Raw genomic sequence first — 15,188 nt, 5'->3', positions numbered from 1 at the left:
ACACCGATTGTCTGATTTTCAACTTGCAGGATAATCATTGGTTTTCAACTAGTTCACAGCTTTCAATCTATTGATGAAAAGCTGAAAATTCATTTACTTTACGTTCTCTCATGATTTTTATATAACCATTATCTTTATATTCCTCTAACTGGGATTTTTCTAAAAGCCCATCATTCCATATCATCATTTCACAATATTTTCTAAATCTGATGATGTCATTGACAGATTAAGTAGAGGATGTATATAATCTATAAATACTTCATTAATATCGTCTGATTCTATATTATCCTCTTAGCTTATATCCACCAAATAAGGATTTCTTAAATTTCTTTAATTGTGCATCTGTGTAATCACTCTTACCAGATACTGCCTGATAATAACGTACGGCCTCATTGTAGTTTACTTCCGTACCAAGCCCTAACATATAAGCATCACCAAGTCCATTAAACATTTCTACCATAACAACAGTAGAGAATGGTGAAATATTATTTTGAATATTTTCTTTATGATACTGATAAGCTTCTTGTAAATACTGGAAACCTTTATTTGGATCTGCGGCAGTTCCAATGCCTCTTAAAAGACATCTTCCATAATGTGGATATGCGGACATATGTTTGTTTTCAGCCGCTTTTTTTACCCATGTAAAACCTGTTGTTTCATCTTTTGTGATATCACGATTGCCATTTAACAACATAATTCCCAATAAACATGCGGATACATTAGAACCATCCTTAGCGGCGATTTCATAGGCTTCTGCGGCTTTTTTCATATCAATAGGAACACCACGTCCATGTTCATATGCATATCCTACATCATAGTATGCTTTTAGATATCCATGCTGGGCAGAACGTAAGAAATATTGGAAAGATGTATCATAATCTTCTAATTCATCATAATATTCTCCATAATCCTGTTCCCATTTTGGATTACCTTTTTCTACACAGAATTTAATAATCTGAACCTGTGCATCCCTGTTTTTTGGCAATCCTTCAGAACCACTGAATAAATTGTATAAATTATTTGCGCAATGTGTATATCCAGCACCTACGGCTTTTGCCAGCCATGGTAATGCCAGTTGTGCGGATTTTGTGTCTAAATCTTCCTGAGAACTGAATGTATTTAATACATCTATCTCATCGATATCTATATAATCCTGAAAATAATATGTATTACCTATCACGTATTGCGCAAACGGATGCCCTGCTTGGGCCCATTCCAATACTTGATCACGTGCTTCTTTTAAGGTATATGGCATTCTTGCCTCGATTTCCTCATTCATTAATCCACAACGTTTTGCTATCAAAATACATAACATACTGCCTCTAGAAATACCTTCCAACAATAATGCATCTGCTTTTTCATCAGATTCTTCAAATCCTGCATATTCCCATACATACTGAAATCCCATGTAGGTTCTGGCAAGAAAACAATATGCTTCCGGATCACCTTCAGCGACTGCCTCTTCCAACAAACGTTTTCCTTCCTGTTGTTTTGTTTTATCAAATTGCATCCAGATCAAATCGAATGCCTGTTCGGTTTTATCTGAAAAAAAATGTCCCATTTCATTCTCCTCCTTTATCCTATACATTTACCTTTTTCTTGTTTACATTATATAAAAAAAATGATAAAAGTCAGCTTTTCTAACATATTTGTTAGATTTTCAGTTTTTTTCTTAAATCCCCTTAATTTTAAATATAAAATCGCAAAAAAGAAGTATAATTTAAGTGTAGAATGCGTGGTGTTGTTTATGATGAGAAAATTCGTCAGATATTTATTTTTTATCGCCTTATGTTTTCCGTTAAGTTTATTTTTTATTCATCAACATATCGAAACAAAATCAGATGAAGATTTAAAAAATGGATTATCCAAGCTTCATGCTGTAAGTCATAAAGATTTAAATGATGTTACTTCACATGTGCAAAAGGTGGGGAAACAAATAGAAGAAAAGAAAAGACAAAGTGCTATAAAGTCCAATCTTCCAATGTCTAGCCGATTCAAAAACACGGTAATTCTGGGAGATTCTTTATCTGAAGCATTTTTAGACTACCGTCTTTTGCCACAAAACATCGTACTTGCTTCACGAGGAAAACGTACAGATAATTGTGATACAGAAATACAATCCGCAATCTCTCTTTCACCAGATAAAGTATTTTTAAGCTTTGGCATGAATGATCTGCTTTATTGTAGAGGAAATGCACAGCGCTTTATCAATCAATATAAAAAACTTGTGACAACAATTCAGAAACAACTTCCGGATACAAAGATATACATTAATTCCATTATTCCCATGAATGAAAATGGTTACGCAACAGATAACAATATGCGAAAAGATAAGGCATTTAACACAGCTTTAAAATCTATGTGTAAAGAAATGCATATCACTTATATCAGTAATGATTCTTTAATTGATGGCAGCGGGGATCGTTATGAAAGAGATGGAATGCATCCCAAATATGCATTTTATCCACTATGGCTTTCCCATATGGCAGAAACGGCAGGAATATAATATGTTGAATAAATTTCGATTATTGTTAGAATTTGGATGTATGATTTTATTGTTAATTTTACCTTTTACACATGTAGATAAAACAGTATCCATGAAACAAGTTTCTTCCGTTATAGAATCCTATAGCAAAACATCAAAGTATGAACACGAGGATACAAAGTTTATACGAAAGTATTACCATTTAAATAAAGAAGATTATCAGAGTGCTGTTATCTATAAACATCCTTCCACAATGGAAGCTGAAGAACTTAGTGTATTTTATGAAACAGACGAGAATAAACAAAAAGCTATTTATGATAAACTGGAAAAACGTATGCAAGATAAACTGCAAAGTTTTAAGGGATATGGACAGCGACAAAGTGATTTGATACAAAAGGGCTTTATTTTTCAAAAAGGACCATTCATCTTTTTGATGGTAGATGAACAGGCAGCAACTTTAAAAAATAAGATTTATCAATTATTTTAGGAGGGAAATTATGGCATTTCAAAATTATATATTTATCTTTTTCCTTCTACCCTGTCTATTGATTCTCTATACCATTACACCAAAAAAATATAAATCTATCTTACTCATTGTGGCCAGTTTGATCTTTTATGCCTGGGGGGAGCCTGTATATATTATACTATTGATATTGCTTACGATATTTAACTATATCATGGCTTTATATATGCAAAGGAAACAAGACAGAAAACGTAAGTATATACTTGTGGAAATCATTGTGATCAATTTGTTTCTATTGTTTTATTTTAAATATTATAACTTTTTTCTACAAGAACTTTCTCATATCCTGCCAATACCAAAGCATAATGATATTTCCTCCATGCCTCTAGGTATTTCCTTTTATCTATTTACGATTTTATCATATCAATTTGATGTATATCGCAGACATATCAATGCAGAAAGTCATTTTATTACATATGCATTATACGTTACATGGTTTCCTAAATTAATTATGGGACCTATTATGCGTTATGAAGATTTCAAGAAACAGCTTCCCCTCATGAAAATTGATCGTAAACACTTAGAATCTGGTTTGACGCACTTTATCATCGGGCTTGTGCAAAAGGTATGGATTGCGGATTCTTTATCCATCGTTTTCTCACAAGCAAATGCATCTTTATCCTCCACCGGCATGTTCTGGCTGGGGATTCTGGCTTATACTTTACAGATATATTTCGATTTTCAGGGATACACGCAAATGGCCATTGGTATCTCAAAGATTTTCCATATCCGGCTTTGTGAAAACTTTCATTACCCTTATATTGCGACCTCTGTCACAGACTTCTGGCGTCGCTGGCATATATCTTTATCCTTGTGGTTTCGTGATTATGTATATATTCCTTTAGGTGGTAATCGTAAAGGCATATGCATACAAATACGTAATTTAATGATTGTATGGATCTTAACTGGTATCTGGCATGGTGCTAACTGGACATTTCTTTCATGGGGTATTTATTATGGATGTCTGTTAATTTTTGAAAAGTTTATATGGTGTCATGTGCAATCTAAATTACCTGTTATTTTGAACTGGTTTCTTACCATGATCTGCATTATGATTGGCTGGGTATTCTTCTCTAGTGAAAGCATCTCACAAGCCTTTCAGTATTTACAAGGAATGTTCTTCTTTAAACAGTTACCCCTTATGAATGAAGAATTTTTATTTATCTTACATTCCTGCTGGTGGATTCTAATTATAGCTATGATATGGGCCAGTCCGCTATTCCATTATATTGGTAGATTGGTATCTAAACAAAAAGATTATGTTTGGATATTAAAACCTTTAGGTATCTTATGCTTATGGTTGTTGGCATTATTATATAGTGTTGGCGGTCATGTACAATCATTTCTATATTTTCAATTTTAAAGGATGCGGTGTCAAATGAAAACAATGAAAGAAATTATTCAGTCTTATGGTACAAGCATGGTATCCTTATGCTTTATTATAGGGGTTCCCTTATGTTATGTGCTCATACCCGATCAAGTAAATTCAATAGAAGAAAACCGAACTCTGCAGCAAATGCCAAAGTTGCATATTGCGGATATCTTACAAAAACAATACCAGGATGATATGTCCTCTTATCTAAATGATCAATTCCCCAAACGTTTTGCGTTACATAAACAAAAGGTTTCATTGGAACATGCTTTAGGAAATAATGAATTCTCTTCTGTCTTAATTGGTAAAAACGATATGCTTTTTCAAGATATTCCAGCTATAGAGGATACGAAAATCAAGCAATTGAGTGATACCATTAACAGTTTTGTGAAACAGTATCATAAAATAAATATCCATATGTTGATAGCAGTTAATAAAGCCGAAATCTATCCTGAAAATCTCCCTGCGCATATCACACTTCCCAGTCAGAAAAAAACACTTTCCAGCTTTTATAAAACATTGAATAAAAAGATAAAAATCACAGATATTGAGGATCATTTTCTTGATCAAAAAAAGGAAAACTTATATTATCGAAGTGATCATCACTGGACAACCAAGGGGGCATATGAAGCTTTTCAGGTCTATTTAAAAAATGATTTAAAAGCAAAAAACACTTTACATTATGAACCTTATGTTATTCATCAAACATTTCAGGGTGCTTTAGCGAATACCAGTGGTTATTATAGTAAGAAAGATGATCAGGTTGAAATCTATGTACCAGATAAAAATGATCCGGATGTATTAGTTGAATATGTGAATGAGAAAGAAAAGGCAGCCAGTGTTTATGTGGAAAGCAAAGCCTCATCCTCTAATCCTTATGAAGTATTCTTTGGTGGCAATCATGCGTTGATTCAAATGACCACAAGTAGTGATACAGATAAACGTTTACTTGTCATTAAGGATTCTTATGCGAATGCTTTTCTTCCATTCTTAACTCCTTATTATCATGAAATTACAGTGATTGATCCACGTTATTATATGGACGATGTAAATGATCTGATGAAAAATAGAAATATTACAGATGTATTATTTCTATATAATTTTAATACCTTTTTCACAGATTCTTCTTTAGTAAATTTACTACAGTGAAGGATTTTTAACAAAATCGTGATATATGCTATTCTAGTACATAATCTTTATTCTCTTATCATTATTATTTAATATGATATATATTATTTATCATATTTTATTAAATTTTTTAATATATATTTCTCACAAAGATTTCTATCATCATTTAGATATTGCCCTTTTTATATTTTCTATCATATAATCCCTTTAATTTCTTTAAAATTTAGCTATTATTTATTGACTTCTTGTAGTACGAGTGTTAATATATTAACGGATAGATTAGATACGGCTTGTAAAAGCCAAAGAAAAGAGAGTGTTGTGAGCACTCTCTTTTTTTCGTTGAGGAATTCGGATAGATTAGATGCTGATATCAAAAATCAATACTCAGTATCTGATAGGTTCACTATCTAGAATTCGTGAATTGAGTTATATTTCTTTTCCAAAAAGGATGCAAATATATTAAACATCCCCATATATTAGATTATATAATATCAATTATATATCATATATATTATATTTTTTTAATATAAAGTATTTCATTAGTAATCATATGATAATTCAATATGCTCCATCTAGTCTTTTTCTTCAGATTATATTCAATAATTCCTAAAAATTTAGCTATTATTTGTTGACTTCTTGTAGTACTAGTGTTAATATAATAGCGGATGGAGTCTATGGCTTGTAAAAGCCGAAGAAAAGAGAGTGCTGCTAACACTCTCTTTTTTTGTTGAGGAATTCGGATGGAGTTGACATTGATATCAAAAAACAATATTCAATATCAAATAGTTTCACTATCTAGAATTCGTGAACTGAGTTATATTTCTTTTCCAAACAGGATACAAATATATCTCAGGGTAACATTTGCTTCTGCAATGATTTTCCACACCAGAAACAGTGTAAAAATATCTTGCATAGCTTTTTACCTCCTATGTAATCTTCGTCCGAAATCCCCTATTTGGAAATTCCAATAGACAAGTTCCTCCTTCTCTCAACACCCTTTCCATCATATACGTTTCTGAAAAGTTAAGCTTATTATAGCACTAAACAACATAATTAGATATAGTATTTAGTTATCTTTTAATAATTAGAAATCAGATATTAAAATTGGTCGATTTAGCACATTTACTTTATATATTTCTATTTTTTAATTATTTACATATGATTGTATTAAAATAAAAAATACTAGATAAATGATGCATCTAGTATTTAAACTTATAAAGGATTTCAGCTATGATAATAAGCTTGCGGCTTCTTCATCCATGATTAATGTAAAGTGTGGATGTAATGTTAAGACTGTAGCTGGTTTATTTTCATCGACAATGCCTTCCATTAATGTTTTTATAATCTCAGCTTTTTTTACACCACTGGCAATCATGATGATATGTCTAGCACACATAATGCTTCTAGGTCCCATCGTAATATAATAATCAGGCACATCTTCTTCCACATCATTAAATTCTGGGAGAATACGGTCTTTTAATCGACGATCACATTCCACACGTGTTGTAAGGTCACCAAATTTTGTTGTTTGAGGTAAGTTCCCACAGAAATGTCCATCAGCACCAACACCTAAAATTACCATATCCAAACCACCATCTTTTTCAATACGCTCATCCTGCGTTTGATAATTAAATTGATCCAGTTTATGAATTCTTTCTTCTGGTATACCTGCTGGTGTAAAGAACGCCTCTCTCAATCCTGAAATAGTAACTCCTTCGCGATCTTCTTTACGATAAGGAATTTCATCAAAGTTATAAAAGTGTACATGATCAAAACGATTGGTATCTTTTACTTGTGGAACTAATAATTCATACATACGCTTTGGTGTAGATCCTCCTGTAATGGATAAGTTCACACGCTGCTTTTCCTGATACATATAACTCATAACATAATCTGCGGCAATTTTGCTCATTTCTTCTACATCTTTTCCAATTAAAACTTTCATTTTACGTCCTCCTATTGAATCACTGTCAGGATATCCATATCCTTTGTGACTGTTTCTATTTTTTGATTTGAAAATATATCTAAATAATCATCTGAATTTGTAATTACCATTATTACATGTGTATCGTAATGTTCTTCAGCTACTTTTTGATAATCAAAGACAATCAACGTTTGCCCCTGAACCACTGTATCACCAATATTCACCTTTGCTTCAAAGTATTTACCATTCAAATTTACGGTATCAATGCCTATATGAATCAACACTTCTAAACCATCTTTTGTTTTCATACCAATGGCATGTTTGGTTGGAAATAAAGCTGTAATGATACCATCAGCAGGTGCACAGATTTGATTATCCTGTGGTAAAATAGCGATACCTTTTCCCATCATTTCTTTTGCGAATGTTTCATCTGATAAATCTTGTAAAGCACAGATTTCACCTTTTGTGGGAGCATTTAGTTTTAATAATTTATCATCCATATTCACACTAATTTTTGGTTTTATCATTTCTTCTGCTTTTGATGTATCGACACCTTGATCTTCTTCAATCACTTTATTCTTAAACACAAAGATGATAGCCATTGTAATGATAATGGATGCTGGTAAACCAATGATGATACCCATAAATCCATTACCAAATGTTGCTGGAATCGTGATTAAAGATGACATAACCATCGCATATTCTGCGGATCCAAATACTGATGATATCGCACCACCAATTCCACCGCCAATCATCGTTGCGATAAATGCGACTTTATATTTCACAATAATTCCATATAATCCTGGTTCTGTAACACCAAGGAATCCTGAAACAGCTGCAGATAGTGATAAATTCTTCATTTTTTCATTGTGTTTTCTTAATACAAAATAAATAGCAAGTGGTGCAGCGGCCTGTGCCATGGTACTCATATAATTCATAGCGCCTATTGTAGTATATCCATAAGTTGCTAACTGCTGAGATACAATTGCACGGACTGCATGATGTGTTCCAGTTAATACTGTAAATGGGCGGATAGCTCCAATTACAAATCCTGCCACAATTGGTGAGAAATCAATTAATACCTGAACGCCCTGTGCAATATATTCGCCAATATAATAACCCAATGGACAAATCATGATCATACATACAGGAATGACGATAACCAATGTTAACATGGGTGTAAAAATCACACTTACAATGTCTGGTATTTTTTTCTCAAAGAATCGATATACATAACTCATCACCCATACAGATAATATAATCGGGATAACAGAGGAATTATAATCAAGATATGGTACACCAATAGAACCTATTACTTTTAAACTTTTTAATCCAGCATTAATGCCTTCATAAATGGTCGGATGCATCATAGATCCGGCAATCGCAAGTGCCATATATGGATTTGTTTTAAAACGTTTTGCGGCACTGACTGCTAACAGGAATGGATAAAAATAGAACATTCCATCAGAAATAATATTTAATAGATTAAAGATATCACTTCCCCATTCAATCCATCCAAACTCCCAGAACATAAATAGGAAACCTTTGATCATACCTCCGCCAATTACTGGTGGTAAGCTTGGAATCAATATAGAAGATATCGTTTCCAATATATTAGAAATCACTGATTTTTTCTTTCCCGTTTCTTTTGGACCATCCTCAGATAAAGCTAATTGTGGATTGCCGATTAATTCCTGGTAAACTTTATTCACTTTACTTCCTACAATGACCTGAAATTGTCCTCCCTGCTCTTGTACTCCCAGAACACCATCTAAATTCTCAATGGTTTTTTTATTTGCTTTTTTATCATCATATAACGTAAAACGTAATCTTGTAACACAATGTGTTAGATTTTTTATATTTTTCGCACCGCCAACATTTTCTAGAATCAGCTTAGCCAGTTCCTCATTTTTCATAAATCTTCTCCTTATTTTTTATTTAACAATCGGTTAATATGTAATGTTAGATATAACTTTTCACTATCTGCAGACTTACTTTGATATAAATGATCTAAATGATCGGTAATCATTTGTGCACAATGAAATGCTTCAGGATATTTCTCTTTCACAATATCCAACAGCTCATCATTGATAGAATCATCAATTTCAAATTTCAGCTGACGAATCAAATAATATCGTAAGTGTGTAATGAACCTGGAAAATGAAGTACTGTCCTGATCGATGGTACAATGGAAATAATTCTCAATAAATGAAATTATTTTTGACATCATCTCTGTTAATTCTGCCACGTCATATGCTTCACTTAATCCACCTGCTGCATTTACGATATGCATTGTCATAAAGACGGCTTCCCCTTTTGGCAGTTTGATATTCATCTCTTTTTCTATTAACTGGATTGCATATCTGCCTACTTCCATTTCATTAGGGTAAAACTGTTTGATTTCATTTGCCAAAGGATGATCAATCAACATATTTTTAGATGATCGATCCAGCGCAAAGTTTAAGTGGTCCGCTAAGGAAAATATTAGATTATCTGACAATGGTTTTCCTAACAGTTCTCTGCCTTTTTCCACAATCTTCTCACATACCTTTATTTGTTCTAATGGTATATTCTTTAACATTTTTACGTAATAATCTTCATCACTGTTTTCCTGAAGGATAAAACGTTGTTCAATTAGACGTTCATTAATGCTATCCCCTGGATAAACCTTAAATCCCAATCCTTTTCCAGTGACGATTTTCTTTTGTGTACCATCTTTCACTAATACGACATTGTTATTGATTCGATTGATAACTCTCATAGTCACACCTCATTTTTTCGCAATTGCTAAATTAAACACAAGAATAAAAAAGACCCAAATGATTATAAAAAATCACTTAGGTCATGCCGGCTTATTCCGTAACAAATCCTGATACGTTTGTATTTAATTCGTTTATATCTTAACAGACAGTTTTACCATTGTCAATGGTTTTTATTTACATTTTGTAAGCGTTTTAATATAGTTGTGTGCATTGTGTTTATGCAACTCATTTTTATTTTCTTATTAAACATCTCCATATATTAGATAATATAATATCAATTATATAACATATATATTATATTTTTTTAATATAAACTGTTTCATTAATAATCATATGATAATTCAATATGCTTCTTCTAGTCTTTTTCTTCAGATTATATTCAATAATTCCTAAAATTTCCTTAAAATTTAGCTATTATTTGTTGACTTCTTGTAGTACTAGTGTTAATATAATAGCGGATGGAGTCTATGGCTTGTAAAAGCCGAAGAAAAGAGAGTGTTGTGAGCACTCTCTTTTTTTGTTGAGGAATTCGGATGGAGTTGACATTGATATCAAAAAACAATATTCAATATCAAATAGTTTCACTATCTAGAATTCGTGAACTGAGTTATATTTCTTTTCCAAACAGGATACAAATATATCTCAGGGTAACATTTGCTTCTGTAATGATTTTCCACACCAGAAACAGTGTAAAAATATCTTGCATAGCTTTCTACCTGTACTCTTCGTCCGAAATCCCTTAAATGGAAATTTCATTAAGACAGTTTCCTCCTTCTCTCAACTAACTTTTTTTGTGCACTTATGAAAAGTTAGGTTAATTATAGCACGATATAAACTAATTAGATATAATATCAAGTTAATTTCTCATAATTAGAAATATGATACATAATCTATGTAATTTTGTACAAAATTGAAGCTATTTTCTAATTTTATTTTTTTATGAAACAAAAAAGAGTTTAATTTATCAAATTAGATATTTTAAACTCTTTTTAATATTTATACTTTTACTAACAATTTTCAATTTCTATTGGCTTTAACGACCAATATTTTCCTTTTGCGTTTACAACTTTCATTTGTTTTATGTCATTTAAATAGAATCTCGAGGTAAATACTGTTTTTCCCTCATCCGCAAATATTTCAATGCTGGAATGATCAACAAATATCCTGATTTTTTGATTTTCTTTGATTAGTCTTTTAGCATAGCGTCTAGTTCCATACTTCTCATTATACATAAATGTCATATGACTACGATCTAAAATATAATCTTTTTCATTCATCTCAAAAAATATATAGTTTTCTTTACTTTCTAAAATCTCAATTTTAAAATAATCATTTACTTCCAATTCCAATTCAAATGCCGCTTGTTTTAAATTCATACATGTATCTATTTGACGTTCTTCATCACGTAACGATTTTAACTCTTCTAATGGTTCTTGCACAAGTCGATCACCATCAACAATAATTTTTCTAGGTATTGTAAGCATATGTGCCCAGTTATTTTTATCTGATGGATAAATACATTTTGAATTGCCTAGCCATCCAAATAGTATATATCTTCCACTCTCATCTTTGAAAATTTGTGGGGCATAAAAATCAAATCCTTTATCCATTTCATAATATGTCTGTGCGTTAAATTTCAAATCATTTTGAATAGGATCCCCGATTCCATAGGTGACAGAAAAAACATTTTGATAATCGTAATGATTAGAACTTTTTATTCCTTGTGGGGAAAAGAATAAAATTCCTTTCCCGTCTTGTTCAAAATAATTAGGACATTCTAACATATAACCAAAATTATGATTTTGCAAATTTAAATTTCCCTGATAGGTGAATGTGTGAAAAGTATCTCCATGATATACTGGCAATATTCCTATTCCATTTACTGATTCTCCTCCAACAAGCATCCAATATGTATCCTGTTTTTTGAAAACACATGGATCGCGAAAATTATCAGATGTAATTTTTTTATCCAAAGATACTATAACTCCTTGTTTATCAATCTTATCTTGTCTTAAAAGACCATAACATACATTTGCCTTGTCATCCTGATCAATTCCAGTGTAATATACATGACAATGTTTTCCTTCCTTAAAAGCCATGCCACTATAGCATCCATGTAAATCATATGAATCATCTGGATACATTGCACATCCGTAATCATCAAAGTGGATAAAGTCTTTTGTGGTTAAATGCCTCCAATGTTTTAATCCATGTACTGGTCCTAATGGAAACCATTGATAAAAAATATGATATGTTCCCTCTATTTGACATAATCCATTTGGATCATTCAATAGCCCATGTGGTGGTGCAATATGAAAAGATGGATACCAACGATCTTCGATAGTTGTTTGATGAATATAATTTATATATTCATCTGAAACATCCTCTATACGAACAAGTCTGTTTTGATGATTTGAAAAATCAATTAATTTCATACTATCACCAATTTATTCTACTTTTCCTTTCATAACGATTCTCGTTAACAAATATGCAACACCTATAGAGATAACAAGTACTAGTAGATATTGGATCATACCTCCTTGTAAATATAACAATGTTCCTGGCAACATACTTGCGCCTGTTCCTTTTGCTGCTAAAGATACAATTCCAGCAAATGCACCACCAGCTGCACCACCAATACATCCCATTAAAAATGGTTTAATCAGTGGGAAAGTTATCCCATACATAACAGGTTCAGATATACCAAATAATGCTGGAATTAAAGCTGGAATCATATTTGCCCGTTTTTGTTTATTTCTCGTCATCATTACAATCGCAAGCCCTGCACCAAGTTGACCTGCAATCGCTGCACTTCCCATAGGATTGATGAAATCAAGACCAGTTTCAGCATAAATAGACACAATTATTGGTGTAACAGTATGATGCATACCTACAGAACATAATAATTGAATTCCACCACCATATACAATACCACCGATACCAAATGGTAATTGTAGCATACTTAAAATAATATCTGTAAGTCCTTTCTCAATTGCACTTAATACAGGTCCCACAATAAATAATCCCAATAACAAAGATATTAATAATGTTAAAAATGGTACTAATAACATATCCACAATATCAGGGATAATCTTATGTAATTTTTTCTCTAAAGTTGCTGCAAACCAGCCTAAACAAATTGCTGGAATAACAGAACTTTGATATCCCGTAACATTTAAAGTTATTGGCCCAAGAACAAACTTCAATGGTTCTGCCAGACCATTCACAACATTCCATTTATCTGGAAGATTAGGTGAAACAAGCATTAAACCTAAAACGATACCTAAAATAGGTGATCCTCCAAATTTTTTACAAGCTGACCATGTGACTAATACTGGGATAAAAGTGTAGGCAGTTCCTGTAAGAACATTAAACAAAGTATTTAAATTATCATCAAATTCGATATGAAGTCCATTTGTCATAAAACTTTGTAATCCCATTAAAATACCTGTCGCTAATAATACAGGAATAATAGGGATAAATATATCTGAAATCATCTTTGTCAATTGTTGGAATTTACCTGTAGTTTCATTTGTACTTACTTCTTGACAATCTTGTTCATCATAAATACCAGTTATCTTTTGTACTTCATCACATACTTTATTCACAAAACCAGTACCTAAAATGATTTGATGTTGTCCACTTTTTTCAAAGTAACCAGCAACTCCAGGTGCTTTTTTAATATTTTCAATATCTATTTTAGACGTATTTTTCAATGATAAACGTAGACGGGTTGCGCAGTGCATAACACTTACAATGTTTTCTTTTCCACCAACTGCTGCAATAATTTGTTCAGCTGTGACTCTTGGATCTTTTTTCATATGTTTTCTCCTCTCATGTCAAACCGGTTTTATATTTTTCGAAAAATAAACGTCCAATATCATGATATGCATGCTTTATTATGATATCGAACCGGTTTTACACATTAATGATATACTGCAAAATTCACTTTGTCAATAGAAACAGCAAAATTTATGTATGCCTTTACATAAACTTTGCTGTTTTTCATAACGTAGTATCTCCTAATTGTACTTCTACATCTAATATGATTTCTTTCTTTGCAGTTATTTTTCCTTCTATCATTTGAACAATTGTATCAACACTAGCATTTGCCAGCTTTTCAATTGGTTGCTTTATCGCAGTTAATGTACGCTCACCAATTCTTGTAATATACGTACCATCAAACGCAATTAATTTTAAATCATTTGGTACATGAATATTCCGCTCTTTAGCAATTGCAAGACATTCCATAATTGCCATATCTACACCAATAATGGCATCAACGTCTGGATATAAATGAAATGCCATTTCTGCTGCTTTTTTATATTTTTCTGTTGTAAAAGTGTTATGTCCTACTTCCACCTGATGAACTTGTATTCCATGCTTCAAAAACAATTCATGACAACATGATGCATAATCATTTTCCGCTTTCACAAGTATCATACTTCCTACCAATTGTATAACATGACGGCATTTATTATTTAATAAAATCTCTAATGTTTTTTCTGCTGCCTGATAATGATTAGAACTAACAACTGGTATATGTTCCCCAATAAACCTGTCCAAGGCCACAATAGGTTGTTTAGTTTTTTTATATCGATCAATATCCAGTGTATGCGCCCCCATAATAATCCCATCCATCGCTTTTCGATCTAACATATCAAGATAACTTTCCTCAATTTGTTCTCGACCAATCGTGCCACATACCATAGTCATATAACCATAATGAAATAATTTTAATTCTGCATATTTTATAAATGTTGCAAAGAATGGATGCATCACATCTGGCATTACAATACCGACAATATTACTTCTTCTGCTTGAAAGATTTTTAGCTAATTGACTGGGTACATAATTAAGTTCTCTCATCGCTTCTTCTACTTTAGCTCTTGTTTTAGCAGATACATATCCACTATTATTTACGACTAATGAAACTGTACTTTTCGCAACATTCGCTTTTTTTGCAACATCATTGATACTTGCCATGATAACAC

Annotated in this window: 11 protein-coding genes; 4 read left to right on the top strand and 7 right to left on the bottom strand. The window is 32.0% G+C overall.

All coding sequences use genetic code 11. The features are described 5' to 3' along the window. Window positions 1-283: 283 nt before the first annotated feature. Window positions 284-1,561, bottom strand: coding sequence for a tetratricopeptide repeat protein (locus tag DW114_RS00760; protein WP_158552179.1), 1,278 nt, complete (start codon window positions 1,559-1,561; stop codon window positions 284-286). A 189-nt stretch (window positions 1,562-1,750) separates the two neighbouring features. Between DW114_RS00760 and DW114_RS00755 the strand changes: the two genes are divergently transcribed. From DW114_RS00755 to DW114_RS00740, 4 genes are read left to right on the top strand one after another with little or no spacing between them, the layout of a single operon-like run. Then, the gene (locus tag DW114_RS00755; RefSeq protein WP_158552178.1) at window positions 1,751-2,506 is read left to right on the top strand and encodes a GDSL-type esterase/lipase family protein; all 756 of its coding nucleotides are present in this window, start codon (window positions 1,751-1,753) and stop codon (window positions 2,504-2,506) included. 1 nt (window position 2,507) lies between these two features. Beyond that, window positions 2,508-2,972: a DUF4358 domain-containing protein gene (locus DW114_RS00750; RefSeq protein WP_158552177.1), complete on the top strand. Its 465-nt coding sequence runs from the start codon at window positions 2,508-2,510 to the stop codon at window positions 2,970-2,972. 10 nt (window positions 2,973-2,982) lie between these two features. After that, on the top strand, window positions 2,983-4,371 hold the full coding sequence (locus tag DW114_RS00745; RefSeq protein WP_117451439.1) for an MBOAT family O-acyltransferase: 1,389 nt from the start codon (window positions 2,983-2,985) through the stop codon (window positions 4,369-4,371). Between the two features lie 15 nt (window positions 4,372-4,386). Then, the gene (locus DW114_RS00740; RefSeq protein WP_158552176.1) at window positions 4,387-5,529 is read left to right on the top strand and encodes a DHHW family protein; all 1,143 of its coding nucleotides are present in this window, start codon (window positions 4,387-4,389) and stop codon (window positions 5,527-5,529) included. A 1,207-nt stretch (window positions 5,530-6,736) separates the two neighbouring features. Here DW114_RS00740 and DW114_RS00735 read toward each other — a convergent pair. From DW114_RS00735 to DW114_RS00710, 6 genes are all read right to left on the bottom strand, one after another. Next, window positions 6,737-7,453, bottom strand: a complete 717-nt coding sequence (locus DW114_RS00735; RefSeq protein WP_117451435.1) for a glucosamine-6-phosphate deaminase — start codon at window positions 7,451-7,453, stop codon at window positions 6,737-6,739. Between the two features lie 11 nt (window positions 7,454-7,464). Continuing rightward, entirely contained in the window at window positions 7,465-9,348 is a 1,884-nt protein-coding gene (locus DW114_RS00730; RefSeq protein ID WP_117451433.1) for a beta-glucoside-specific PTS transporter subunit IIABC, read from the bottom strand. Between the two features lie 11 nt (window positions 9,349-9,359). Then, complete coding sequence (locus tag DW114_RS00725; RefSeq protein ID WP_117451431.1) at window positions 9,360-10,193, bottom strand: PRD domain-containing protein; 834 nt, start codon at window positions 10,191-10,193, stop codon at window positions 9,360-9,362. A 1,008-nt stretch (window positions 10,194-11,201) separates the two neighbouring features. Beyond that, entirely contained in the window at window positions 11,202-12,629 is a 1,428-nt protein-coding gene (locus tag DW114_RS00720) for a glycoside hydrolase family 32 protein (RefSeq protein ID WP_199483507.1), read from the bottom strand. Between the two features lie 12 nt (window positions 12,630-12,641). Continuing rightward, window positions 12,642-14,015 (bottom strand): PTS transporter subunit EIIC, encoded by a 1,374-nt coding sequence (locus DW114_RS00715; protein ID WP_117451429.1) that lies wholly within the window; start codon window positions 14,013-14,015, stop codon window positions 12,642-12,644. Between the two features lie 184 nt (window positions 14,016-14,199). Further along, window positions 14,200-15,180 (bottom strand): LacI family DNA-binding transcriptional regulator, encoded by a 981-nt coding sequence (locus DW114_RS00710; RefSeq protein ID WP_117451427.1) that lies wholly within the window; start codon window positions 15,178-15,180, stop codon window positions 14,200-14,202. Window positions 15,181-15,188 lie beyond the last annotated feature (8 nt).

Source organism: Absiella sp. AM09-50 (assembly GCF_003433845.1).
In the GTDB taxonomy this organism is placed as follows: domain Bacteria; phylum Bacillota_I; class Bacilli_A; order Erysipelotrichales; family Erysipelotrichaceae; genus Hoskinsella; species Hoskinsella hominis.
Note: the sequence above shows the minus strand (reverse complement) of the source record. Positions and strands in the feature narration are given on the sequence as shown.

Coding starts and splice junctions, on each gene's coding strand:
- DW114_RS00750 (WP_158552177.1), top strand. CDS start 2,508: ATGTTGAATAAATTTCGATTATTGTTAGAATTTGGATGTATGATTTTA.
- DW114_RS00725 (WP_117451431.1), bottom strand. CDS start 10,193: ATGAGAGTTATCAATCGAATCAATAACAATGTCGTATTAGTGAAAGAT.
- DW114_RS00710 (WP_117451427.1), bottom strand. CDS start 15,180: ATGGCAAGTATCAATGATGTTGCAAAAAAAGCGAATGTTGCGAAAAGT.
- DW114_RS00720 (WP_199483507.1), bottom strand. CDS start 12,629: ATGAAATTAATTGATTTTTCAAATCATCAAAACAGACTTGTTCGTATA.
- DW114_RS00715 (WP_117451429.1), bottom strand. CDS start 14,015: ATGAAAAAAGATCCAAGAGTCACAGCTGAACAAATTATTGCAGCAGTT.
- DW114_RS00760 (WP_158552179.1), bottom strand. CDS start 1,561: ATGGGACATTTTTTTTCAGATAAAACCGAACAGGCATTCGATTTGATC.
- DW114_RS00755 (WP_158552178.1), top strand. CDS start 1,751: ATGAGAAAATTCGTCAGATATTTATTTTTTATCGCCTTATGTTTTCCG.
- DW114_RS00735 (WP_117451435.1), bottom strand. CDS start 7,453: ATGAAAGTTTTAATTGGAAAAGATGTAGAAGAAATGAGCAAAATTGCC.
- DW114_RS00740 (WP_158552176.1), top strand. CDS start 4,387: ATGAAAACAATGAAAGAAATTATTCAGTCTTATGGTACAAGCATGGTA.
- DW114_RS00745 (WP_117451439.1), top strand. CDS start 2,983: ATGGCATTTCAAAATTATATATTTATCTTTTTCCTTCTACCCTGTCTA.
- DW114_RS00730 (WP_117451433.1), bottom strand. CDS start 9,348: ATGAAAAATGAGGAACTGGCTAAGCTGATTCTAGAAAATGTTGGCGGT.